Annotated in this window: 22 protein-coding genes, 1 tRNA gene, 1 pseudogene and 1 riboswitch; of the genes and pseudogenes, 7 read left to right on the top strand and 17 right to left on the bottom strand. The window is 76.3% G+C overall.

What is annotated here, in order from left to right; all coding sequences use genetic code 11:
- Nucleotide 1 precedes the first annotated feature (1 nt).
- Nucleotides 2–787 carry a DUF72 domain-containing protein gene (locus BUE37_RS02360; RefSeq protein WP_073418420.1) on the bottom strand — a complete coding sequence of 262 codons (786 nt, stop codon included), beginning with the start codon at nt 785–787 and terminating at the stop codon, nt 2–4.
- Nucleotides 788–811: 24 nt separating this feature from the next.
- Here BUE37_RS02360 and BUE37_RS02355 point away from each other — a divergent pair, with 24 nt between their 5' ends.
- Nucleotides 812–1,225, top strand: coding sequence for a VOC family protein (locus BUE37_RS02355; RefSeq protein WP_073418418.1), 414 nt, complete (start codon nt 812–814; stop codon nt 1,223–1,225).
- A gap of 158 nt (nt 1,226–1,383) precedes the next feature.
- Here the strand turns inward: BUE37_RS02355 and groL are convergent, their stop codons facing one another.
- The 4 genes from groL to thrC all read right to left on the bottom strand — a co-directional run bounded on the left by groL (nt 1,384) and on the right by thrC (nt 5,204).
- Nucleotides 1,384–3,012 (bottom strand): chaperonin GroEL, encoded by a 1,629-nt coding sequence (gene groL, locus BUE37_RS02350; protein WP_073418416.1) that lies wholly within the window; start codon nt 3,010–3,012, stop codon nt 1,384–1,386.
- Between the two features lie 218 nt (nt 3,013–3,230).
- Complete coding sequence (locus tag BUE37_RS02345) at nt 3,231–3,413, bottom strand: hypothetical protein (protein WP_073418414.1); 183 nt, start codon at nt 3,411–3,413, stop codon at nt 3,231–3,233.
- Nucleotides 3,414–3,493: 80 nt separating this feature from the next.
- Complete coding sequence (locus tag BUE37_RS02340) at nt 3,494–3,694, bottom strand: cold-shock protein (protein WP_073418412.1); 201 nt, start codon at nt 3,692–3,694, stop codon at nt 3,494–3,496.
- Nucleotides 3,695–3,902: 208 nt separating this feature from the next.
- Nucleotides 3,903–5,204: a threonine synthase gene (gene thrC / locus BUE37_RS02335; RefSeq protein WP_073418411.1), complete on the bottom strand. Its 1,302-nt coding sequence runs from the start codon at nt 5,202–5,204 to the stop codon at nt 3,903–3,905.
- Nucleotides 5,205–5,216: 12 nt separating this feature from the next.
- Nucleotides 5,217–5,340, bottom strand: a riboswitch (SAM riboswitch).
- A gap of 59 nt (nt 5,341–5,399) precedes the next feature.
- Between thrC and BUE37_RS02330 the strand changes: the two genes are divergently transcribed.
- Entirely contained in the window at nt 5,400–6,221 is an 822-nt protein-coding gene (locus BUE37_RS02330; protein WP_073418409.1) for an HAD family hydrolase, read from the top strand.
- A gap of 108 nt (nt 6,222–6,329) precedes the next feature.
- On the opposite strand, the gene BUE37_RS02325 is transcribed toward BUE37_RS02330, so the two are convergent.
- The 6 genes from BUE37_RS02325 to BUE37_RS02300 all read right to left on the bottom strand — a co-directional run bounded on the left by BUE37_RS02325 (nt 6,330) and on the right by BUE37_RS02300 (nt 13,823).
- Nucleotides 6,330–7,202: an ABC transporter permease gene (locus BUE37_RS02325; RefSeq protein WP_073418407.1), complete on the bottom strand. Its 873-nt coding sequence runs from the start codon at nt 7,200–7,202 to the stop codon at nt 6,330–6,332.
- Nucleotides 7,202–10,135, bottom strand: a complete 2,934-nt coding sequence (locus BUE37_RS02320; RefSeq protein ID WP_083628199.1) for an alpha/beta fold hydrolase — start codon at nt 10,133–10,135, stop codon at nt 7,202–7,204. Before BUE37_RS02320 ends, BUE37_RS02325 begins: the two co-directional genes overlap by 1 nt.
- Nucleotides 10,136–10,203: 68 nt before the next feature.
- The gene (locus BUE37_RS02315) at nt 10,204–11,922 is read right to left on the bottom strand and encodes a LytR C-terminal domain-containing protein (RefSeq protein ID WP_139252793.1); all 1,719 of its coding nucleotides are present in this window, start codon (nt 11,920–11,922) and stop codon (nt 10,204–10,206) included.
- 110 nt (nt 11,923–12,032) lie between these two features.
- Nucleotides 12,033–12,365 carry a DUF3263 domain-containing protein gene (locus tag BUE37_RS02310; RefSeq protein ID WP_073418403.1) on the bottom strand — a complete coding sequence of 111 codons (333 nt, stop codon included), beginning with the start codon at nt 12,363–12,365 and terminating at the stop codon, nt 12,033–12,035.
- A gap of 85 nt (nt 12,366–12,450) precedes the next feature.
- A complete protein-coding gene (rarD, locus tag BUE37_RS02305; protein ID WP_073419483.1) occupies nt 12,451–13,368 on the bottom strand; it encodes an EamA family transporter RarD in 918 nt (305 codons plus the stop codon).
- Between the two features lie 23 nt (nt 13,369–13,391).
- A complete protein-coding gene (locus BUE37_RS02300) occupies nt 13,392–13,823 on the bottom strand; it encodes a CBS domain-containing protein (protein WP_073418401.1) in 432 nt (143 codons plus the stop codon).
- 161 nt (nt 13,824–13,984) lie between these two features.
- Between BUE37_RS02300 and BUE37_RS02295 the strand changes: the two genes are divergently transcribed.
- Nucleotides 13,985–14,410, top strand: coding sequence for a DUF5313 family protein (locus BUE37_RS02295; protein WP_083628197.1), 426 nt, complete (start codon nt 13,985–13,987; stop codon nt 14,408–14,410).
- On the opposite strand, the gene BUE37_RS02290 is transcribed toward BUE37_RS02295, so the two are convergent.
- A tRNA-Thr gene (locus BUE37_RS02290) sits at nt 14,410–14,482 on the bottom strand. The two genes, BUE37_RS02295 and BUE37_RS02290, sit on opposite strands and share 1 nt — an antisense overlap.
- Between BUE37_RS02290 and BUE37_RS24935 the strand changes: the two are divergent.
- Nucleotides 14,456–14,791 (top strand): annotated as a pseudogene (locus tag BUE37_RS24935) (DUF2695 domain-containing protein); the annotation flags it as partial. The gene BUE37_RS02290 and the pseudogene BUE37_RS24935 overlap by 27 nt on opposite strands.
- Before the next feature lie 43 nt (nt 14,792–14,834).
- On the opposite strand, the gene BUE37_RS24270 reads toward BUE37_RS24935, so the two are convergent.
- Nucleotides 14,835–15,560, bottom strand: coding sequence for a hypothetical protein (locus BUE37_RS24270; protein WP_073418399.1), 726 nt, complete (start codon nt 15,558–15,560; stop codon nt 14,835–14,837).
- A gap of 152 nt (nt 15,561–15,712) precedes the next feature.
- Between BUE37_RS24270 and BUE37_RS02275 the strand changes: the two genes are divergently transcribed.
- The 3 genes from BUE37_RS02275 (at nt 15,713) to BUE37_RS02265 (ending at nt 19,180) form a co-directional block, all read left to right on the top strand.
- A complete protein-coding gene (locus tag BUE37_RS02275) occupies nt 15,713–16,489 on the top strand; it encodes an ABC transporter permease (RefSeq protein WP_073418397.1) in 777 nt (258 codons plus the stop codon).
- Between the two features lie 107 nt (nt 16,490–16,596).
- Complete coding sequence (locus BUE37_RS02270) at nt 16,597–17,859, top strand: S1C family serine protease (protein WP_073418395.1); 1,263 nt, start codon at nt 16,597–16,599, stop codon at nt 17,857–17,859.
- Nucleotides 17,860–17,920: 61 nt separating this feature from the next.
- Nucleotides 17,921–19,180 carry a DUF445 domain-containing protein gene (locus BUE37_RS02265; RefSeq protein ID WP_245794249.1) on the top strand — a complete coding sequence of 420 codons (1,260 nt, stop codon included), beginning with the start codon at nt 17,921–17,923 and terminating at the stop codon, nt 19,178–19,180.
- Between the two features lie 3 nt (nt 19,181–19,183).
- Here the strand turns inward: BUE37_RS02265 and rlmB are convergent, their stop codons facing one another.
- From rlmB to ispD, 4 genes are read right to left on the bottom strand one after another with little or no spacing between them, the layout of a single operon-like run.
- Nucleotides 19,184–20,158 (bottom strand): 23S rRNA (guanosine(2251)-2'-O)-methyltransferase RlmB, encoded by a 975-nt coding sequence (rlmB, locus tag BUE37_RS02260; RefSeq protein ID WP_245794248.1) that lies wholly within the window; start codon nt 20,156–20,158, stop codon nt 19,184–19,186.
- Nucleotides 20,140–21,543, bottom strand: a complete 1,404-nt coding sequence (gene cysS / locus BUE37_RS02255) for a cysteine--tRNA ligase (RefSeq protein WP_073418389.1) — start codon at nt 21,541–21,543, stop codon at nt 20,140–20,142. Before cysS ends, rlmB begins: the two co-directional genes overlap by 19 nt.
- Nucleotides 21,540–22,037: a 2-C-methyl-D-erythritol 2,4-cyclodiphosphate synthase gene (ispF, locus tag BUE37_RS02250; RefSeq protein WP_073418387.1), complete on the bottom strand. Its 498-nt coding sequence runs from the start codon at nt 22,035–22,037 to the stop codon at nt 21,540–21,542. The genes cysS and ispF overlap by 4 nt, the downstream gene beginning before the upstream one ends.
- Nucleotides 22,034–22,711 carry a 2-C-methyl-D-erythritol 4-phosphate cytidylyltransferase gene (gene ispD, locus BUE37_RS02245; RefSeq protein WP_083628195.1) on the bottom strand — a complete coding sequence of 226 codons (678 nt, stop codon included), beginning with the start codon at nt 22,709–22,711 and terminating at the stop codon, nt 22,034–22,036. Before ispD ends, ispF begins: the two co-directional genes overlap by 4 nt.
- Between the last annotated feature and the right edge of the window lie 4 nt (nt 22,712–22,715).

Raw genomic sequence — 22,715 nt, 5'->3', positions numbered from 1 at the left:
GTCAGGCGGCCGCCCAGGCCGCGCCGGTGGCCTGCTCCGGCGTCGGCACGCGGGTGGGTGTGCGCCCGGCCCGCCGCACCGCGCCGGCCAGCGCGACGGCGTCGACGACGGCGGCCCCGCCCGGGTCGTTGTTGAGGTAGACGAACACGTCCTCGTCGTCGGCGTAGGTCGCCGCCAGGCGCTGTGCCCACTCCTCGAGCACCGCCGGCGGGTAGCCCCAGCCCTCCGCGCCGGTGTGCAGCCGGAGGTAGCCCCAGCCGGCGGTGCGCCACAGCGGGGTGACCGGCCGCTCGGCGCGGTCGGCCCAGCACAGCGCCGCGCCGTACCGCTCGAGCAGGTCGCGGACCTCGTCGGTCTCCCACGTGACGTGCCGCGGCTCGACGGCGACGCGGACGCCGGGCGGGAAGCAGGCGAGGCAGTCGCGCAGCAGGCCGGCGTCGGCCTTGAGCGTGGGCGGCAGCTGCAGCAGGACGACGTCGAGCCGGTCGCCGAGGCCCTCGGCGTGCTGCACGAGGCGGGCCACCGGCTCCTCGGGCTCGCGCAGCCGCTTGACGTGGGTGAGGAAGCGGCTCGCCTTGACCGCCCAGCGGTAGTCGGGCGGGGTGCGCTCGCGCCAGGCGGCGAAGGTCTCGCGGGCGGGCAGCCGGTAGAAGGCCGCGTTGCTCTCGACCGTGGCGAAGTGCTGCGCGTGGTGCTCCAGCCAGAGCCGCTGCGGCAGGCGCTGCGGGTAGAAACGGCCGCGCCAGTCGCGGTACTGCCACCCCGAGGTCCCGATCACCACGGCCACGCCGTCGGCCTACCCTGCGCCCCCATGGCCGACGCACCCGCCCGCTTCAAGGACCTCTGCATCGACGCCCGCGACCACCAGGCGCTCGCCGACTGGTGGTGCGCCGCCATGGGCTACGTCCGCCGCGACGAGGTGGCGCCACCCGAGCCGGGCTGGACGCGGCCGCGCGAGTGGCCGGTGCCGATCGTCGACCCGGCGGGCGCTGGGCCGCTGATCTGGGTCAACCCGGTGCCCGAGGAGAAGGTGGTGAAGAACCGCGTGCACCTCGACGTCGTCGGCGACTCCGCGGCGCTGCAGGCCGCCGGTGCCACGGTGGTGCGGGCGTCCGACGAGCGCCCCGGCCACGAGGCGGACGAGGACGCCGGGGAGATCGGCTGGGACGTGCTCGCCGACCCCGAGGGCAACGAGTTCTGCTGCTTCCCGCCCCCGCGGGACTGACGCCCGGAGACGCCGACAGGGGCGGCCCCGCGTGGTGCGGGACCGCCCCTGCCGGGCAGTGCTGGTGGTGCTGGTGGTGCTGGTGACGCGATGGAACGGCTACGTCGCCGGGACCCGCGGCGCGCGGAGCGCGTCGTGGGGAGCGACGTGGTCCTTCGTCAGAAGTCCATGCCGCCCATGCCGCCGTCGGCGCCCGGCATGGCCGGGGCGGACTTCTCCGGCTTGTCGGCGATGACGGCCTCGGTGGTGAGGAAGAGCGCCGCGATGGAGGCGGCGTTCTGCAGCGCCGAGCGGGTGACCTTGGCCGGGTCGATGATGCCGGCCGAGACCAGGTCCACGTACTCGCCGGTGGCGGCGTTGAGGCCGTGGCCCACCTCGGAGTTGCGCACCTTCTCCGCCACGACGCCGCCCTCGAGGCCGGCGTTGACGGCGATCTGCTTCAGCGGGGCCTCGAGCGCGACGCGCACGATGTTGGCACCGGTCGCCTCGTCACCCTCGAGCTCGAGCTTGTCGAACGCGACGGCGGTGGCCTGCGCGAGGGCGACGCCACCACCGGCGACGATGCCCTCCTCGACGGCGGCCTTGGCGTTGCGCACCGCGTCCTCGATGCGGTGCTTGCGCTCCTTGAGCTCGACCTCGGTCGCGGCGCCGGCCTTGATGACGGCGACGCCACCGGCCAGCTTGGCCAGGCGCTCCTGGAGCTTCTCGCGGTCGTAGTCGGAGTCCGACTTGTCGATCTCGTTGCGGATCTGGTTGACCCGGCCGGCGATCTGCTCGCTGTCACCGGCGCCCTCGACGATCGTCGTCTCGTCCTTGGTGACGACGACCTTGCGGGCGCGGCCGAGGAGGGAGACGTCGGCGGTGTCGAGCTTGAGGCCGACCTCCTCGCTGATGACCTGGCCACCGGTGAGGATGGCGATGTCGGTCAGCATGGCCTTGCGGCGGTCGCCGAAGCCGGGGGCCTTGACGGCCAGCGACTTGAAGGTGCCGCGGATCTTGTTCACGACCAGGGTCGCGAGGGCCTCGCCCTCGACGTCCTCGGCGATGATGGCCAGCGGCTTGCCCGACTGCATGACCTTCTCCAGCAGCGGGAGCAGGTCCTTGACCGAGCTGATCTTCGAGTTGACGACGAGCACGTACGGGTCGTCGAGGACGGCCTCCATGCGCTCGGGGTCGGTCACGAAGTAGGGCGAGATGTAGCCCTTGTCGAAGCGCATGCCCTCGGTGAGCTCGAGCTCGAGGCCGAAGGTGTTGCTCTCCTCGACGGTGATGACGCCTTCCTTGCCGACCTTGTCCATCGCCTCGGCGATGAGCTCGCCGATGGCGGGGTCAGCGGCGGAGATCGACGCGGTGGCGGCGATCTGCTCCTTGGTCTCGACGTCCTTGGCGGTCGAGAGGAGGTACTCGGTGACCGAGGCGACGGCCTTCTCGATGCCCTTCTTCAGGGCCATCGGGTTCGCGCCGGCGGCGACGTTGCGCAGACCCTCGCGGACGAGCGCCTGGGCGAGCACGGTGGCGGTGGTGGTGCCGTCACCCGCGACGTCGTCGGTCTTCTTCGCGACCTCCTTGACCAGCTCGGCGCCGATCTTCTCCCAGGGGTCCTCGAGCTCGATCTCCTTGGCGATGCTCACACCGTCGTTGGTGATGGTGGGAGCGCCCCACTTCTTCTCGAGGACGACGTTGCGGCCCTTGGGGCCGAGCGTCACCTTGACGGCGTCGGCGAGGGTGTTCATGCCCCGCTCGAGGCCGCGGCGCGCCTCTTCCTCGAAGGCGATCATCTTGGCCATGTGGTGATGTCCTCCATGCATGGATCGCTGCACGGCCGGGACCGGCGCCCGCGACGGACGACACCGGCGCCGCGGACGCTCCGTCGGTCCGCGCTCCGGTGCCTCACCGTTCCGACCTGATTGGCACTCGGCACTGTCGAGTGCCAATCGGAAGTCTGGCACTCGCACCTGCCGAGTGCAAGAACGGGGGGTGGGGGCCGGCTGTTCCCCGGGGCGGGTCAGTCCCTCGGCGGGTCGGCGTGCCAGACCCCCGTCGCGGGGTCCAGCCGCTCGACCAGCACCGTGCCGTCCCCGGTGGGCAGCCACACGCGGTTGCGCCCGTCGTCGTACTTCAGCTCCAGCCCCGGCCGGTGCGCCAGCGCCGGCGCGTCCTCCAGGTGGGTGATCCTCCAGCGCGGCACGGCCGCTCCTCTCGTCCTGGACCCGGGCACGACCGAGGCCCGGCCCCCGCGGGGGACCGGGCCTCGGGACGGGCGCAGGGTCAGACGGCGCGGACGGCGTCGGCCTGCGGGCCCTTCTCGCCCTGGACGACCTCGAAGGACACGCGCTGGCCCTCGTCGAGGCTCTTGTAGCCGTCCATCTGGATGGCCGAGTAGTGGACGAAGACGTCCTGGCCGCCGTCGACGGCGATGAAGCCGAAGCCCTTCTCGGCGTTGAACCACTTCACGGTGCCCTGTGCCACGTGCGCTCCCACGGTCGTGCGTGCGGACGACCCCCGTGATCCGGGGGCCGGGATCCAGCTCTTCCGCCCGTGATCACGTGCGTGGAACTGACCGCGCGAGACGGTACAACAAGGAGGCCGACGCGGGGAGATCCTCCCCACACGACTCGGCCACGATCGGGTCGGGGATGTCACCCGACCGGATCGGCGCTGACGAGGACTCTACGCCTCAGGAGATGAGGCCCGCCGACCGGACCGACCGCAGCGAGGGCTCCACCCGGTGGGTGAACCCGACCACCGGCAGCAGCGGGTCGAGGGTCTTGAGGCCCTCCCCGGTGTTGAGGACGACGGTCTCCTGCGTGGGGTCGAGCCGGCCGTCCTCGACCAGCTGCCGGAGCACCGCGACGGTGACGCCGCCGGCGGTCTCGGCGAAGACGCCGGTGGTGCGGGCGAGGTCGCGGATGCCCTCGACGATCTGCTCGTCGCCCACCCGGCCGACCGACCCGCCGGTGCGGCGGATGGCGTCGAGCGCGTACGGGCCGTCGGCGGGGTTGCCGATGTTCAGCGACTTCGCGATGCCGGTGGGCTTGACCGGCTTGACGACGTCCCAGCCGTTGTCGAAGGCGGTGGCGATCGGGTCGCAGCCGGCCGACTGGGCGCCGAACACGCGCCACTCGGTGTCGGCGACGATCCCGGCCTTGACCAGCTCCCGCCAGGCCTTGTCGACCTTGGTGAGCAGCGAGCCCGACGCCATCGGGATGACGACCTGGGCCGGGATGCGCCAGCCGAGCTGCTCGGCGATCTCGTAGCCCATCGTCTTCGAGCCCTCGGCGTAGTAGGGCCGCACGTTCTGGTTGACGAAGGCGGTGTCCTCGAACTCGTCGGTCTCGGCGAGCTCGCTGGTGAGCCGGTTGACGTCGTCGTACGAGCCGTCGACGGCGACCAGCGTCTGCCCGTAGACCGCCGACTGCACGACCTTGCCGGGCTCGAGGTCGGACGGGATGAAGACGTAGGAGGGCAGGCCGACGCGGGCGGCGTGGGCGGCCACGGAGTTCGCCAGGTTGCCGGTCGAGGCGGCGGCGATCTTGCGGTAGCCGAGCCCCTTGGCCGCGGTGGCGGCGAGGCTGACCACGCGGTCCTTGAACGAGTGCGTGGGGTTGGCCGAGTCGTCCTTGACCCACAGGCCGCCGGTGATGCCGAGCTCCGCGGCGAGCCGGTCGGCGCGGACCAGCGGCGTCATGCCCGGGTCGAGCGAGACGCGGTCGGCCGGGTCCTGGCCCACGGGCAGCAGGGCGGCGTAGCGCCAGATGTTCTGCGGGCCGGCCTCGATCTGCTCGCGGGTGACGGCGGCCATCAGCTCGGCGTCGTAGTCGACCTCCAGCGGGCCGAAGCACTCCGCGCACGCGTGCTCGGCGATCAGGCCGAAGGTGGCGCCGCAGTTGCGACAGACGAGGCCGCGGGCGGGGCTGGGCGGCACGGGGCCGCCGGCAGCGGAGTCGGCCTGGAGAGAACCGGGAGCGGTCAGGGTCATGCGACGACTACCTCCTCATCTTCCCCGCGTCGGGCCGTCGAGCCGCGCGGGACGGAATTGGCACCTCTCGCCGCTCGCGCGAGCGCGGTTGCCGGGGCTTCGTCGGGCCGTGTCCCTCTGCCCCTCTGGATGAGTGGAACGCCCCGAGTCTACCCGGGGTCCGGCGACGGTCCCGGTCCCGGCCATGCTGGGCGTGTGGCTGCGCGCATCGTCTACACCGACCTCGACGGCACGATGGTCGGCCCCCGGGGGTCGTTCTGGCACGCCTCCGACGGCTCCCCCACCGCCGAGCCCGCGGCCGCGCTCCTCGAGCTGCACACCGCCGGGGTCGCGCTGGTGATCGTCAGCGGGCGCACCGCCGACCAGGTCACCGAGGCCGGGCGGATCTTCGCCGCCGACGGCGCGATCGCCGAGCTGGGCTCGCTCGTCACGTGGAAGGGCGGCCGGTCGCGCCACCAGCTCACCGGCGCGCTGCCCGCGGAGTACGCCGGGCGCACGCCGATGGACGTGATGGCCGAGCTCGGCGTCGTCGACGCGCTGTGCGCCGCCCACCCGGGACGGCTGGAGTGGCACGCGCCCTGGCACACGACGCACGAGGGCGACGCGCTGCTGCGCGGCTACGTCGACCCGGTCGTCGTCGACGCCTGGCTCGCCGAGCGGGGCCTGGGCTGGCTGACGCTCAAGGACAACGGCGCCATCCCGGCGACGGCGAAGCTCGACCTCGCGCCCGAGGGGCAGCTGGCCCGGGTCTACCACCTGATGCCGCGCGGCATCTCCAAGGGCGAGGCGATCGCCTGGGACCTCGAGCGGCGCGGCGTCGACCCCGCCGACGCCGTCGCGATCGGCGACAGCGCCAGCGACCTGGAGATGGCGCCGGCCGTCGGCCGGCTGTGGATCACCGCGAACGGCGCCGAGGTCGACGGCATGGCCGGGCTGCTGGCCGCCGTCCCGAACGTGTCGGTCACCGACGAGGCGATGGGCGTCGGCTGGGCCCAGGCGGTGAGAGCGAGCCTGTGAGCGGGTCGCGCCGAGTGGGCCCCGGAGGGGTCCGCGCAGGCGCGACGGAAGGGCTCCACGGCGCCGGGGGACGGCACCTGGCCGCGGTGTCGCCCGGTAGGGCGACGGTTACGACGTGACGTCGCGGCGGGAGAAGGAGCGGAACGCCAGCGCGGTGAAGACCGCGGCGTAGACCAGCGACTGGATGACGCCGCGGAAGAGGTCGGAGGAGTCGACCGGCGTCTGCAGCAGGTCGGTCCAGGCGAACTCCTCCGCCGTGGGGAACCAGTCGCGGATGGCGCCGAGCTGCTCGACCTGGTCGAGGATCGCGAACACGACCATCGTGAAGACCGCCCCGCCGACGGCGGCCAGCGGCGCGTCGGTGACCGTGGACAGCCAGAACGCGAGCGCCCCGACGACGAGCAGGTGGACGGCGAGGTAGCCGAGCATCCCGGCCAGCCGGAGCAGGCCCTCGCCCTGCGACAGGGTCACCCCGATCGGCGTCCGGATGTCGTCGAAGCCGAACGCGATCCCGCCGGCCACGACGGCGACCACCGCGAGCGTGAGCAGCGCCGCCACCGAGAGCACCAGCGCGGCGACCCACTTCTGCCGGAGCAGCCGCGCCCGCGGGACCGGGGTGGCCAGCGTGTACCGCAGCGACCCCCACTGCGCCTCGCTGGCCACGGTGTCGCCGAAGAACAGCGCGTAGACCACCACGAGGAAGAACGACGTCGTCGCGAACAGCACGAACAGCGTGAAGTTCAGCCCGCTGGAGGTGGCGACGTCGACGAGGTTGATCCGGGTGTTCTCCGAGGCCTCCTCGCTGGCGCCGAGTTGGAGCGCGGCGATGAGCACCAGCGGGAGGGCGACCATGAGCGCGAAGACGCCGATGGTGCGCCGCCGCTTGAACTGCCGGCGCAGCTCCACCGACAGCCGCAGCGTGCGGCCGGGCCGGTAGCCGGCGACCGCCCCGGTGGGCTGGACGTGCTCCGTCGCGGTCATCAGCTCTCCCCCACCAGGGCCAGGAACGCGTCCTCCAGGCGGCGGCGCGGCGTGAACTGGTCGACGGCGACGTCGGCGGCCACGAGCGCCTGCAGCGCCTGCGCCCGCGAGGTCTGCGCGCCGAGGTCGGCGACCAGGCCCTCGTCGGTGCGCTCGACGGTGACCCCGGGCAGCCCGGACAGGACGGCGGACGCGCGGTCGGCGTCGGAGTCGTCGGCGAGCCCGACGAGCACCGCACCCCCGGTGCCGACGATCTCCTCGACCGTCCCCTGCGCGATCTTCTGGCCCCGGGCCATGACCACCACGTGGGTGCAGGTCTGCTCGATCTCGCTGAGCAGGTGGCTGGACACGATGACCGTGCGGCCGGTGGCGGCGTAGGACTGCAGCACCTCGCGCATCGCGTGGATCTGCGGCGGGTCCAGGCCGTTGGTCGGCTCGTCGAGCACCAGCAGGTCGGGCAGGCCGAGCATCGCCTGGGCGATGGCCACCCGCTGGCGCATGCCCTGGCTGTAGCGGCGCACCGGGCGGTCGATGGCGGCGCCGAGGCCGGCGACCTCGATCGCCTCCTCCATGTGCGCGTCCTCCGCCGGCCGGCCGGTGGCGGCCCAGTAGAGGGTGAGGTTGTCGCGGCCCGAGAGGTGCGGCATGAGGCCGGTGCCCTCGACGAAGGAGCCCAGCCGCGACAGCACCGGCGCCCCGGGGCCGGCGGCGTGGCCGAAGACGCTGATCCGGCCGGCGTTCGGGCGGATCAGGCCCATGAGCATCCGCAGCGACGTCGTCTTGCCCGCGCCGTTGGGCCCGAGCAGGCCGAGCACCTGGCCGCGGCGGACCTCGAAGGAGAGGTCCTTCACCGCCACGAAGCCGTCCTTGTAGGCCTTGGTCACGCCCTCGAAGCGCAGCGGCACGTCCTCGCCGTCGGGCTCGACGACGGAGGTGACCCGTCGACGGCGGCGGCCCCACAGGACCGCCGCGGCCCAGCCGAGCAGGCCGAGGAGGACGACGGCGCCGAGCAGCAGCCACCAGCGCGAGGTGCCGCCGTCGGCCTGCGCCTGCCCCTCGACCGTCGGGACGGCGAGCGCGCTGCCCCCGTTGCCCGCGCCGGCCAGCGCGACGGAGTAGACGCCTGCCTCGGCCGGGAGGGCGAACGCCTGGTCGGTGGAGGAGACGACGACGCGCATCGTGTGGCCGGCCTCGAAGCGGTGCACGATGCCCGGCAGCGTGACGGTGACCTCGGTCGGCGCCGTCGGGTCGGCCGACAGCCCGGTCAGCGACAGCGGCGCCACCAGCCCGCCGGGCAGGGTCTGCGCGCCGTCGGGGCCGACGTCGTAGAGCTTGGCGAACAGCGTCGCGGTGCCGCTGGGCGAGGCGACGGCGAGGTCCACGGTGGGGGCGCCGACCACCTCGACGGCCTCGTCGAGCGGCTCGGTGGAGAACGCGGCGAACTGGCCGGGGATCTCGACGGCGGTGCCGGCCAGCGCGGAGGCGATCGACCCGAGGCCGGGGACCATGGTGATCGCCGCGGGCGTCCCGCCGGCCGGGGTGACCACCGGCTGCAGCGGGCCGTCGAGGGCCAGGTCGGTGCGCTCGGTCGACGCGGCGCCGTCGAGGCCCGGGTAGGCGTCGGCGACGACGCTCGGGGTGCCGCCCTGGACGCTGCCGAGCGTGCTGCCCAGGCCGGTCGGGGCGGGGTACTGGAAGCCGGTGCCGGGGTCCTCGCCGCGGGCCGGGTCGTCCCCGTCACGCAGGTGCCAGGAGAACCAGCCGGCGACCAGGTCGCGCAGCTCGGCGGTCTCGCGCTCGGAGGCCTGCGAGTCGTGGCCCCCGGCGTACCAGACGACCTTCACCTCGGTGCCGTTGGCAGCGATCCCGCGGGCGTTGGCGTCGGCCTGGCCGAGGCCGAACAGCGAGTCCTCGGTGCCCTGCACGAGCAGCGTCGGCGCGGTGATCCGGTCGAGGACGGCGGCCGGGCTGCTGCGGTCGAGGACCGCGGCCACCTCGGGCGTGAGGGTGCCGGTGGCGGCGGAGTCCTGGTAGGCGGCGCAGATGTCGGCGCGGAACCGGCCGCAGGTCAGTGCCTGCTCCACCGCCGCGGGGTCGACGCCGGCCAGGTCGGGCAGCTGCGGCAGGGACGGGGCGGACGCGGGGGCCGCGCCGCCGGTGTCGGCGGTGGTGTCCTCGGTGGTGCCCTCGTCGTCGCCGGCGTCGCCCGCTCCCCCGCCGAGCGCGTCGAGCAGCCCGCCGGTGGGGACCGAGCCGACGCCGAAGAACAGCCCGGCCCACAGGCGCTTGTAGACGCCGGTGCCCTCGGTCTGCGGCGTGGCGGCGGGCGTCGTGGGCGGCTGCGCGCCGTCGGCCCCGCCGGTCTGGGACGGGAAGAGCGCGGCGGTCAGCGAGTTCCAGGTGATCTGCGGCGCGATGGCGTCGACCCGGTCGTCGTAGGCGGCGCCGAGCAGCGACAGCGCCCCGCCGTAGGAGGCGCCGGCCACGCCGACCCGCGGGTCGCCGTCGCCGTCGAGGAGGACGTCGTCGCGCTCGGCGAGCAGGTCGAGCAGCGTGGAGAGGTCGGCGACCTCGTAGCGCGGGTCGTCGAGGCCGATCTGGCCGGTGCTCTCGCCGAACCCGCGCGCCGAGTACGTCAGGACGACGAAGCCGCGGCCGGCGAGGTCCTGCGCGTCGTCGGCCACCGACCGCTTGCTGCCGCCGAAGCCGTGCGCCAGGACGACGGCCGGCGCCGGGGCGTCCGCCGTGGCCGAGGCCGGCAGGTACAGCGTGGTGTCGAGCTCGACGGCGTCCGCGCCGGAACCGGAGGGGACGCGGGCGTCCTCCGTGCGGACGTCCTCGGCGGCCGCCGCGGTGCCGGGGAGCGAGACGAGGACCGTGCCGGTGACCAGCAGGGCGAGCACGGCACCGAGGGCCGCGCGGGCGGAACGCACGGAGCGGCCAACGGACGGTGTCGCGCCCGGGTTCCGGCGGCGGCCGTGCGGTGGATCGCAGGCGACGGTCAGGACTGCCACTCGCCGGTGACGACGACGACCAGGCCCGGGTCGGCCACGCCGGGGACCTCGAAGAACCGGTCGGCGGGCCCGCTCTGCACCGCCGGGAAGGCGTCCATGAGCTGCAGCGCCGACTGCCGCTGAGTCTCGTCGCCCGCGGTGAAGAACACCGTGGTGACCGCGACGTCGGGGCCGTCGTAGGAGCCGACGCCGGCCGACGTCCAGCCCCGCGTGCCCAGCTGCGCGGCGACGTCGGCGGCCAGGCCGCTGGTGGACGTGGCGTTCAGCACGGTGACCGGGACGCGCACGTCGCCGCTGGGCGCCGGCTCGACCGGCGGCAGCGGCTCGACCGACAGGGGCGGCAGCGCCCCGCTGGGCGGCGCGGTGGGTGCGGGCGCGCTGCTGGTGGCCGGCGGGGCGGTGGAGCCGGCCTCCTGCGCCGCCGGGGAGGTGAAGCTGTAGACGCCGAGCACGACGAGCGCGACCACCACGACGGCGAGCAACAGGAGCCCCGTGCGGCGCCCCCGCGGCGGGGCGTCCTCCCCCTCGGCGGCGCGCAGGGCGGCGCGCGAGACGCCGGCGCGGCGGGCGGCCTTGCGGCGCTCGGCCTCCATCGCCTGGCGCTCGGCCTCCCGGGCCTGGCGCTCGGCGCGCATGGCGGCGCGGTTGCCGACGACACCGGTGCCGCCGGTGGCCGGGCCGGTCTCGGGACGCTCGGGCCGGCGCTCGTCCCGGTCGCCGCGGTCGTCGCGTCCCTCGCGGGTGCGGACGGGCTGCCGGTCCGGGATGGCCTCGGTCAGGGGCGCCGCAGCGCGGGCGCGGGCCGGCTCGCGGTCCGGGATGGCCTCGGTCAGGGGCGCCGCGGCCCGGGCGCGGGCGGGCTCGCGGTCCGGGATGGCCTCGGTCAGCGGCGCGGCGGCGCGAGCGCGGGCGGGCTCCCGGTCCGGGATCGCCGTGGTGGCCGGGGCGGGGGGTGCGGCGGGCTCGGGGGCGCCCTTCGGCCGGGTCCAGTCGCGGTAGGGCGTGGCGCCCGGGCCGGGGGCCACGGCGGGAGCGGCCGCGGTGGCCGGCGCGCCGGCCGGGGCCGCCGGGGCCTGGGTCCGGGCCGCAGGGGCCTGGACCGCAGGGGCCTGGGCCGGGGGTCGCTCCGGCCGCTGCCGGTCGGCGGGCCGGTCCGGCGCGGGGGCGTCGGGGGCGGGGCTGGGGACCGCCTGGAACGGCGCCACGGAGGTCTCGGGGGCGGCCGGGCGCGCCGGGGCCTGCGCCTCGGGCTTCGGCGGCGGCGCCGGCAGCCGCACCGCGGTGGGCGGCACGGCGGGCACCTGCGGAGCCGGGGGCGCCGGCGCGGCGGGCGGCTGCGCGGCCGGCGCCTGGCGGGTCGCCCCGTTCACCGGCACCGACGGCCGCGCGGCAGGCGTGCGGCCGCGCCCGGCCGGGGGCGCGGCGGGCTGCGGGCGGGCCGGCGGGGCCTGCGCCGGCGCCTGTGAGGTGGCGGGCTGGGCGGGAGCCGGCGGGGGCGCTGCCGGGCGGGGCGGCCGGGCGGACGGCCGGGCGGGGGCGGCCGCGGGCGCTCCCGGGCCGCCGGTCAGGCGGCGCCGGTCGGTCTCGTCGCCGAGCAGCGCGTCGCGGCGCCGGTCGGCGCGGCTGCGCAGCGGGCCGGGCGTGGTGGGGTGGTCGCTCAGGTCCCCGTAGCCAGGGGCCAGGGTGTCGGCCCCGAACTCGGGCACCGGGCGGTCGGCGGGCTGGTCGGTGCGGCGTCGCCCACCGGCCACCGGGGCTGACGGCCGGTCCGGTTGGTCACCACCTGACGCCGCGTGCCTGCCCACGGTGACCAAATCTAGATGGCCGGAGAGCCCTTGCCCAGGAGGGACGGTGAACGACGCGCGCGCCGCGCGGTGCGCAGACGCCGCAACCGGCGCACCAGCATGGGGTCGGCGGCGAGGGCCGCGGGCCGGTCGACCAGGGCGTTGAGCACCTGGTAGTACCGCGTCGGCGGGACGCCGAACTGCTCGCGGATCGCCGTCTCCTTGGCGCCGGCGCGGCGCCACCACTGCCGTTCGAAGGCCAGCATCTCGTGCTCGCGCCGGGTCAGGCCCGCGGGCTGCGCGGGGACCTCACCGGACGCCGAGCCCCCCGGCGGGGAGACCGCGGGGGCTGGGTCGGGGGTCATGGTCGGGTCCGTTCGATCGGGGGGAAGCCGTCACCCACGACGGTAGGCCCGGGTACCGACGTTCCGCGCGTGCTCGCGCGCGGCGTCAGGCGACGGCCGGCACCTGCTCGGCCGCGACCCGGCGGCCCGCCGCACGCGCGGCGCGGAGGCTGTCGACGGTGAACACGGCCAGCGCCGCCCAGACGATCGCGAAGCCGGCCAGCCGCGCCGGCGGCATGGGCTCGTGGAAGACGAAGACGCCCAGCGCGAGCTGCATCAGCGGCGTCACGTACTGCAGCAGGCCGATCGTCGACAGGGGGATCCGCCGGGCCGCCGCGGCGAACAGCAGCAGCGGCACCGCCGTCGCGATGCCCGAGGCCACGAGCAGCAGCAGGTGGCCGGTGCCCTCGCTGCCCGCCGTCCCCCGGCCGGTGCCGTGCAGGACGCCGAGGAGAACCAGCGCCGGCACGAACGCCACCGCCGTCTCCACGAACAACCCCGGCGCGGCCTCCACCCGGACCAGCTTCTTGAGCAGCCCGTAGGCGCCGAACGTGGCGGCGAGGGTCAGCGCGATCCACGGCGGGCGGCCGTGGTCGACGGTCAGGACGACGACCGCGACGCCCGCCAGCCCGACCGCCGTCCACTGCAGCGGCCGCAGCCGCTCGGCGAAGACGACGACGCCCAGCAGGACGCTCACCAGCGGGTTGACGAAGTAGCCGAGCGAGGTCTCGACCACGTGGCCGGAGTTGACGCCGTAGACGAACACCAGCCAGTTGGCGGCGATCAGCGCCGAGGCGCCGGCGAGCACCAGCATCGTCCGCGGGTCGGTGACCGCGGCGCACACCAGCGGCCAGCGGCGCAGCGCCGTCAGCAGCAGGGCGACGAAGACCAGCGACCAGACCACCCGGTGGGCGACGATCTCCAGGCCGCCGGCGGGCTCGAGGAGCGGGAAGTACAGCGGGAAGCAGCCCCACAGCAGGTAGGCCGACAGCCCCGCCGCGGTGCCCGCCCGCCGCTCGTCCACGGCGGGCACGCTACGCCCGGGGGTCAGCCCGCCTGGATGTAGTCGACGAGGTGGGCGCGCTCCTCCTCGAGCTCGTCGAGGCGGGCCTTGACGACGTCGCCGATCGAGACGATGCCGAGCAGCCGGCCGTCCTCGACGACGGGGACGTGCCGCACGCGGCGGTCGGTCATCGTGCGGGCCAGGTCGTGCACCGAGGCGCCGGGCGGGCAGGTGTGCACCTCGGCGGTCATGAGCGCCGACACCGGCCCGTCGAGGACGGCGTCACCCGAGGCGTGCAGCGCGCGGACGACGTCGCGCTCGGACAGGATGCCGGCGACCCGGCCCTCCCCCGGCGAGACGACGAGCGCGCCGACGCCGTGGTGGGCCATCAGCGCCAGCGCCTCCCGGACGCCGGCGCCCGGCTCGACGGTGACGACGTCGGGACCCTTGCGGTGGAGCAGGTGGGCGATGCGCACGGGGTCTCCTCCCTCCGGCCGGGCCGCAGTCTGCTCCGCGGCGGCCCGGCCGGACGGCGGCGCGGCGCGGGCCACGCCCGGGACGCGTGTCGGTCACGCGCCGCCGCCGGGCGTGACGCTGCGGAGGCACGCGACCGGCCGGACGGGCCTACCGTCGTCGCGTGCGCACCATCCGGCACGACGCCGCCCCGGCGTCCCCCACGGCCCTGCAGTGGCTCCGCTACGCCCTCGGCGGCCGGCTGCCCCGCGACCTGTCCGCCTGGGTGCTGTCGGACACGACCCGGCCGGGCTGGGTGCGGCGGCACGTCGCGCGCTCGCTGGTGCAGCTCTCGCCGCTGGTCGCGCTCTGCCTGTTCGTACCCGTCCCGCTGGTCTACCGGCTGACGGCGGCGCTCGGGGGCGTGCTGGTGGGTCTCATGTACTCGATGGCGTTCATCGTGGAGACGACCGAGCACCGGGTGGCCAAGGCCGGCTACCCCGCGGGCACGGCGGCGCGGATCCGCGAGGAGCGCGCCGAGCGGCGCCGCGACGCCCGGGTGGAGGCCCGCTTCCCCTACCGCGTCGGCGGGGCCGGCAGCTTCGACTGAGCCGACGGGGGGACTCGAACCCCCAACCGCCCGATTACAAGTCGGGTGCGCTACCAGTTGCGCCACGCCGGCGGGACCGGGGACTCCGTCCCCGGCACCACGAGGATAGGGACACAGCGGGCGCGGCCGCGGCGGACGGGTCGAGTCCGCGCCCGGGCTGCCGATGATCCCGACGTGGCACCCACCGACGACGGGACCTCCCTCCTGCCGCTGGACCGCACGCAGCTCGACGCGCTGCGCGGGCACGTCGAGGCGCTGCTCGCCGCGTCCGGCTGCGACCAGACCACCCGCGCCACCGACGAGTGGGCGGCCCGGCAGGGCATCGCGCTCGACCGCCTGCACGAGGGACTCGAGGAGTACGGCGGCTTCTGCGACTGCGAGGTCGTGATGAACGTCGACCCCGGAGTGTGTTCGAGCCGGCGGCTCAGGCGGCGGCGTCGGTGCCGGCGGCCGGGCCCTCCCGCAGGTAGCCCGCCGGGTCGCTGCCCAGCGCGCCGTCGGCCAGCCACCGGGCGAAGCCCTCCGGGTCGCGCCGCTCGAGCTCGTCGAGGACCTCCTCGCGGCGGCGCACGACCGACTGCCGGGTGCCGGCCTCCAGCCGGCCGCCCAGCGCCGTCGAGGTGCTCAGCCACTCCCGCCCCAGCGCCGCGGTCGACAGCGTCGCCACCGGCGGGGAGAACGTCACCGTGGCGCGGGCCTCCGCCGGCCGCGCGCCCCCCGGGCGCGGCCCCGCGGCCGGCGCCGCACCCCCGGACGACGGCGGCGCCGGGACGGCGTTGCGCCGCGGCGGGCGCCCGGCGTGCAGCAGCCACAGCCCGAGCCCGCCGACGGCGAGCACGGCGCCGGCCAGCACGGTGAGCACCGGGCCGCCGAGCGCGGCGGTGCCGGAGAGGAACAGCAGGACGCCGATCGTGGCCACGCCGGTGCGCCAGGCCGCCTCCAGCGGTGTGCGGGCGTCGGCGGGCGCGCCGGACTCGGCGCCGGACTCCCGCGCGACGCCACCGGCGAGGCAGGCGGTGACGACCGCCGCCAGCCCCACCGCCAGCAGCCCGGGCGGTCGCAGGGCGAGCCCGCCGACGACGGCGACCGCCGTCGCGGTGAGGGCGGCGAGCCCCAGGAGCAGGCGGGCGGGCAGTCCGCGGTCGGACACGAGCAGCCTCCAGGAGGGCAGGCCGGGTAGGACGAGCCCGGCCGCTCCCAGGGGACCGGCCGGGCTCCCCTCCTACCCCGCGACCGTCCGGTCGCACACCGTGCACGGGCGTGTCGCGGCGCGCCGGACGCCGCCCGGCAGGATCGCCGCACGTGGGGACCTCCGTCGTCGAGCCCGGCCTGCCGCTGGCCGTCGTCCTGGCGCTGCTCACCGCGCTGGCCGCGGCCGGGGGCCGGCTGTCCGGGCTCGGGCAGGAGCGCCCGGTCGCCGTCGCGGCGCTGCGGGCCACCGCGCAGCTGGCCGCGGTGTCGGCGGTGCTGCTGGCCGTCGTCCGCTCGCTGTGGCTGTCGGCGGCGTTCGTGCTGGTCATGGGCACCGTCGCGTCGGTCACCGCGGCGGGGCGGGTCACCGGCCTGCCGCTGCGGGCGCCCGGGGCGGCCCGCCGGGTGGCGACGGCGGCGCTCGCGGTGGCCGGCGGCGCGGCGCCCGTCGTGGCGCTGGTCCTCGCCAGCGGCACCGTCCCGCTGCGCGGCGAGGCGGTCATCCCGGTCGCGGGCATCGTCATCGGCGGGGCGATGACGGCGACGTCGCTGGCCGGCCGGCGCCTGCGCGACGAGCTGACCGGTCGCCGCGGCGAGGTCGAGGCCGCGCTCGCCCTCGGGCTGCTCCCCCGCGACGCCGTCCTCGAGGTCGGCCGCCCCTCGGCCGCCACCGCGCTCGTGCCGCCGCTGGACCAGACCCGAACGGTCGGGCTGGTCACGCTGCCCGGCGCCTACGTCGGCGTCCTGCTCGGCGGCGGCAGCCCGACGGCCGCCGGCGCCGCGCAGCTCCTGGTGCTGGTCGGGCTGCTGGCCGCCGAGGTGCTCGCCGTCTGGATCGTCACCGAGCTGGTGGCCCGCGGCCGGGTGCTCCCCGGCCTCCCGCGCTGACCGGCGTCCAGACACCTCACAGGCGGCCCGCAGGGCGCCACCAGACCGCGCGCCGACAGTCGGTCCCGAGGCGGCGGGGTGCCGCCCCAGGAGGAGGACCGAGGACGATGACCGGACAGCAGCCCCATCCCGACCCGTCGCAGCAGCCCGCGGGCGCGACACCGGGGTGGACGCCGCCGCCGTCCGGCGGGACCTGGTACCCGCACGGGATGACCGCCACCGCCACCCTGCCCCCGCCGCTGGTGCCCGCCGCGCCGGCCCGCCGGGCCGGTCGGGTGCGGATCGGCGTCGCCGGCCTGCTCGCCGGCGCGCTCATCGGCGGCGGCGCCGGGGCCGGCGTCGTGGCGCTGACCGCCGGCGGCGCGACCGCGGGCACGAGCCCCGTCGCCGCCCAGTCGGTGGTCATCCAGGACCCCGAGAGCGCCACCGCCGTCACCGCCGCGGCCGCGAAGGCCTCGCCGAGCGTCGTCACCGTCTACGTGACCAGCGGCTCGGGCTCAGGCAGCGGCTCCGGCGTCGTGCTCACCGACGACGGCTACGTGCTGACCAACAACCACGTGGTGACGCTCGACAGCTCCACCGACTCCGCCACCGTCCAGGTGCGCACCTCCGACGGCACGCTCTACGACGCCACCGTCGTCGGCACCGACCCCACCTCCGACCTCGCGGTGATCCGGCTGCAGGACGCGAGCGGCCTGACCCCGGCCACCTTCGCCGATTCCGACGACGTGCAGGTCGGCGACCTCGCCGTGGCGATCGGCGCCCCACTGGGCCTGTCCGACACCGTCACCGACGGCATCGTCAGCGCGACGAACCGGGCCGTGGCCACCGGCTCCACCCAGGACGACGCCACCGTCATCGACGCGCTGCAGACCGACGCGGCGATCAACCCGGGCAACTCCGGCGGCGCGCTGGTCGACGCCGCCGGCGAGGTCATCGGCATCAACACCGCCATCGCCTCGGTCGCGTCGGGCGCGCCGGGCTCGTCGTCGCAGAGCGGCAACATCGGCGTCGGCTTCGCGATCCCGGGCAACACGGCGAAGCGGATCGCCGACGAGATCATCGCGACCGGCAGCGCCACCCACGCCGTCCTGGGCGTCAGCGCGCAGACCGCCACCGACGGCAGCGCCGGCAGCGAGGTCGGCACCGGCGCGCAGGTGGTGCAGGTGCAGCCCGGCGGCGCGGCGGCCGACGCGGGGCTGCAGGCCGGCGACGTCGTCACCGCCGTCGGCGACCGGCCGGTGACCAGCTCCACCGAGCTCACCGCCGCGGTGCGCAGCGCCGCCCCCGGCGACGACGTGACCCTCACCGTCCGCCGCGGCGGGGAGACCACGACCGTCGAGGTGACCCTCGGCAGCAGTGCCGGCTGACCTCCCGGCCGCCCACGGGCACCCTCCCGCGCCGCATAGGCTCGGGAGGGTGTCGTCGTCCGTGCCCCTGACCTCCTCGCTGGACGACCCCGCCCGCGCCGAGGGCCTGCGCCGGATGAAGCGGCTGGCGACCGGCCTGTTCCTGTTCGCCGCCGCGGTGTTCCTCGCCTGCGTGCTGATCGGCGAGGACGCCGGCGCCTGGGTCGGGTACGTCCGCGCGACCGCCGAGGCCTCGATGGTGGGCGCGCTGGCCGACTGGTTCGCCGTCACCGCGCTGTTCCGGCACCCGCTGCGGATCCCCATCCCGCACACGGCGATCATCCCGCGCAAGAAGGACCAGATCGGCGCGAGCCTGGGCACCTTCGTGCAGGAGAACTTCCTGACCCGCGCGGTGGTCGAGGACAAGCTGGCCACCGTCGACGTCCCCGGCCGGCTCGGCGAGTTCCTGGCCGCCCCCGGCCGGGCCGAGCGGCTCTCGGGCGACGCAGCGGCCGCCCTCACCGGGCTCACCGACCTGCTCCGCGACGACGACGTGCAGGAGGCCGTGGCCGGGCTGGTCGACCGCCGGCTGCACGAGACGCCGGCCGCGCCGGTGCTGGCCCGGGTGCTGGAGCTGGTCGTCGAGGGCGACCGGCACCAGGAGGTCCTGTCGGCGGCGCTGCGCTTCCTCGGCCGCTTCCTCGAGGAGAACCGCGTCGTCTTCCGCGCCCAGCTGGGCGACGCCTCCCCGGCGTGGGTGCCCGACTGGGTCGACGACCGGGTGTTCGACCGGGTGTTCGCCGCGCTGCAGGGCTTCCTGCACGAGGTCGGCGACGCCCGCGACCACGAGCTGCGCCGGGTCTACGACGCCCGGCTGCGCGCCTACGTGCACGCGCTGCGCACCGACCCCGACACCGCGGCCTCCGTCGAGGCGTTCAAGAAGCAGCTGCTCGAGCACCCGGCGGTGCGCACCTGGTCGTCGTCGCTGTGGACCAACGCCAAGACGTCGTTCCTCGCCGCCGCCGCCGACCCGGACTCCGAGCTGCGGGCCCGCGTCACCGGCCTCGTCCGCGACGGCGCCCGGCTGCTGCGCACCGACCCGCGGGTGCGCGAGCTGGTGCAGCGGCAGTCGGTGCGGGTGGCCGGCTACCTCGTCGAGCGCTTCGCCGGCGACGTCGCCGACGTCGTCGGCACGACCGTCGCCCGCTGGGACACCGAGGAGACCAGCCGGCGCATCGAGCTGCAGGTGGGCCGCGACCTGCAGTTCATCCGGATCAACGGCACCGTCGTCGGCGGCCTCGCCGGACTGGTGATCTACACCGTCGCCCAGCTGCTGGGCTGAGACCTACCTCCGGGCCTGCGCCGCCGCGTACAACGCGATGCCGGCCGCGACGCTCACGTTGAGCGACTCGGTGTCGCGGGCGATGGGGATGCGCAGGACGACGTCGCAGCGCTCGCGGACCAGCCGCGACAGCCCGGTGCCCTCGGCGCCCACCACGAGCGCGACCGGGTCGGCCAGGCCGTCGTAGTCGTGCAGGTCCATGTCACCGTCGCCGGCGAGACCCACGGTCTGCAGGCCGGCGTCCTGGTAGGAGGCCAGCGCGCGGGCGAGGTTGACCGCGCGCGCCACCGGCAGCCGGGCGGCCGCGCCGGCGCTGGTGCGCCAGGCGGAGGCGGTCATGCCCACCGAGCGGCGCTGCGGCACGACGACGCCGTGCGCGGCGAACGCGGCCGCCGAGCGCACGACCGCGCCGAGGTTGCGCGGGTCGGTGATGCCGTCCATGGCGACGACGAGCGGCGGGCGGCCGGAGTCGCGGGCGAGGTCGAGCAGGTCGTCGGGGTGCGCGTAGGAGTACGGCGGCACCTGCAGCCCGATGCCCTGGTGCAGCGCGCCGTTGGACATCCGGTCGAACTCGGCCTTGCCCACCTCGAGCAGCGGCAGGCCGCGGTCGCCGGCCAGCTGCACCGCCTCGGTGATCCGCTCGTCGGTGCGGGTCGACTCCCCCGTGACGACGTAGAGCGCGGTCGCCGGGATCTCCGCCCGCAGCGCCTCCACGACCGGGTTGCGCCCGAGCAGCAGCTCCGGCGCCTCCTCGGCGCGCTGGCGGCTGCGGTCGCGCTCGGCGCGGCGGCGGGCGTCGGCCTGCGCCCGGCGCTGCGCCGGGTGACCGGTGCGCTGCTCGGCCGGCGGGGTCGCCCCGCGGCCGGCGAGCGACCGGCGGTTCTTGCCACCGGTGCCGGCGGTGGCGGTCTTCTTGCCGGCACCGCTCGTGCGGCCGCGGCGCTGGCTGTTGCCGGCCATCAGCGGGTCAGCTCCCATCGGGGTCCCTGCGGGGTGTCCTCGACCTGCAGGCCGAGGGCGGTGAGCTGGTCGCGCAGCGCGTCGGCCGCCGCGTAGTCCTTGCGGGCGCGCGCGGCCTGCCGCTGCTCGAGCGCCAGCCGGACCAGCCCGTCGGTGACGCCGGCCAGCCGGTCGTCGCCGCCGGACGCGGCCCAGCGGGGGTCGAGCGGGTCGAGCCCCAGCACGCCCAGCATCCCCCGGACCGCGCCGAGGGCGGCGCGCGTCGCGTCGTCGTCGCCGTCGGCGAGGGCGGTGTTGCCCTGCCGGACGGTGTCGTGCACGACGGCGACGGCGGCCGGCGTGCTCAGGTCGTCGTCCATCGCGGCGCGGAACGCCTCGGGCAGCGAGGTCCCGACGTCGCCGCCGACCTGCTCGGCGGCGCGCTGCACGAACGACTCGATGCGGCGGTAGGCGGCGCCCGCCTCGGCCAGCGCGGCGTCGGTGAACTCGATCGTCGACCGGTAGTGCGGGGCGACCAGGTAGTAGCGCAGCTCGACCGGGCGCACGCGCTGCACGACCTCGTCGACGAGCGCGGTGTTGCCGAGCGACTTGCTCATCTTCTCGCCGCCGAGGGTGACCCAGCCGTTGTGCATCCAGTAGCGGGCGAAGCCGTCGCCGGCCGCGCGGGACTGGGCCTGCTCGTTCTCGTGGTGCGGGAAGCGCAGGTCGAGCCCGCCGCCGTGGACGTCGAAGTCCGGGCCCAGGTAGCGCCCGGCCATGGCCGAGCACTCCAGGTGCCAGCCGGGGCGGCCGCGGCCCCAGGGCGTCGGCCACGCCGCGGTCTCCGGCTCGCCGGGCTTGTGCGCCTTCCACAGCGCGAAGTCGCGCGGGTCGCGCTTGCGGTCGTCGGTGTCGGTGTCGCCGGCGGGCTCGAGGTCGGCGAGCCGCTGCCGGGTGAGCGCGCCGTACTCCGGGAGCGAGCGGACGTCGAAGTAGACGTCGCCGTCGACGGCGTAGGCGTGCCCGCGCTCGATCAGCCGCTCGATGAGCCCGACCATGTCCGGCACGTGGCCGGTGGCGCGGGGTTCGTAGGTGGGCGGCCGCACCCCGAGGACGTCGTAGGCGCGGGTGCACGCGAGCTCGTTCTCGTAGGCCCAGGCCCACCACTCGACGCCGTGCTCGGCGGCCTTGGTGAGGATCTTGTCGTCGATGTCGGTGACGTTGCGGACCAGCGTGACGTCGAGGCCGGAGCCGTGCTCGAGCCAGCTGCGCAGGACGTCGAAGACGAGGGCGGCGCGCACGTGCCCGACGTGGGGCGGGCCCTGGACGGTGAGCCCGCAGACGTACATGGAGGCCTGGCCGGCACGCAGGGGCGTGAAGTCGCGGACCGCGCGGGCGGCCGTGTCGTACAGGCGGAGGCTCACTGCGCGGAGTCTACGGACCCGATCCGGACGACCAGCGCCGTCGCGAGGGCGGCCCGCCCCTCCCCGCGCCCGACCAGCCCGAGCCCGTCGGTGGTGGTGGCCGTGACGCTGACCGGGGCACCCAGGGCCGCCGACAGCACCGCCTCGGCCTCCGCGCGGCGCGGGCCGAGCTTCGGCGTCGGCGCGACCAGCTGGACGGCGGCGTTGCCGACCCGCCAGCCCGCCGCCGCCAGGGTCTCCCGCACGTGCTCGAGGACGGCGGCGCCGCGGGCCCCGGCCCAGCGCGGGTCGTCGGTGCCGAGCAGGCCGCCGATGTCGCCGAGGCCGGCCGCGGACAGCACCGCGTCGGTGAGGGCGTGCGCGGCGACGTCGCCGTCGGAGTGCCCGGCGCAGCCGTCGGCGCCGGGCCACTCGAGGCCGGCCAGCCAGCAGGGCCGGCCGGGCTCGACGGGGTGCACGTCGACGCCGAGGCCGACGCGGGGCAGCTCGGTCACGACGGCCCCGGGATGCCGGCGACCTGCAGCTCGGCGAGCGCGAGGTCGTGGGCCACGGTGACCTTGGCGGCCCGCTCGTCGCCGGCCACGGTGCCCACGGGGACGCCGGCGGCTCGGACGACGGCCGCGTCGTCGGTGAGCTCGACGCCGTCGGGCAGCGCGTCGTAGGCCTCGACGAGGACGCGGCGCGAGAAGCCCTGCGGGGTCTGCACGCGGCGCAGTGTCGCGCGGTCGGGGGCGGCGGTGACCGTGCCCCCGGCGTCGACGGCGACGGTGGTGTCGACGACCGGCAGCACCGGGACCACCGCGGGGGCGCCGGCGCGCAGCGCGTCGAGGACCCGGGCGACGACGGCGGGCGGGGTGAGCGGGCGGGCCGCGTCGTGCACGAGGACCGCCGCCCCCTCCCTCGGGACGGCGGCCAGCGCGGCGCGGACCGAGGCGGTGCGGGTGGCGCCGCCCTCGACGAGGCGGACCCCGTCCGGCAGCACCGCCGCGAACGCGTCGCGGTCGGCGGCGGGGACGGCGACGACCACCTCGTCGACGCCGCCGTCGAGGAGCGTGGCCACCGCCCAGGCGACCAGCGGCCGGCCGCCGAGCGGCACGAGCGCCTTGGGCCGGTCGGCCCCCAGACGCAGACCACTCCCGGCCGCGGCGACGATGCCGACCGCGGACACGGGA

Source organism: Geodermatophilus nigrescens (assembly GCF_900129495.1).
In the GTDB taxonomy this organism is placed as follows: Bacteria; Actinomycetota; Actinomycetes; order Mycobacteriales; family Geodermatophilaceae; genus Geodermatophilus; species Geodermatophilus nigrescens.
This window is presented reverse-complemented; position numbering and strand designations above follow the sequence as displayed.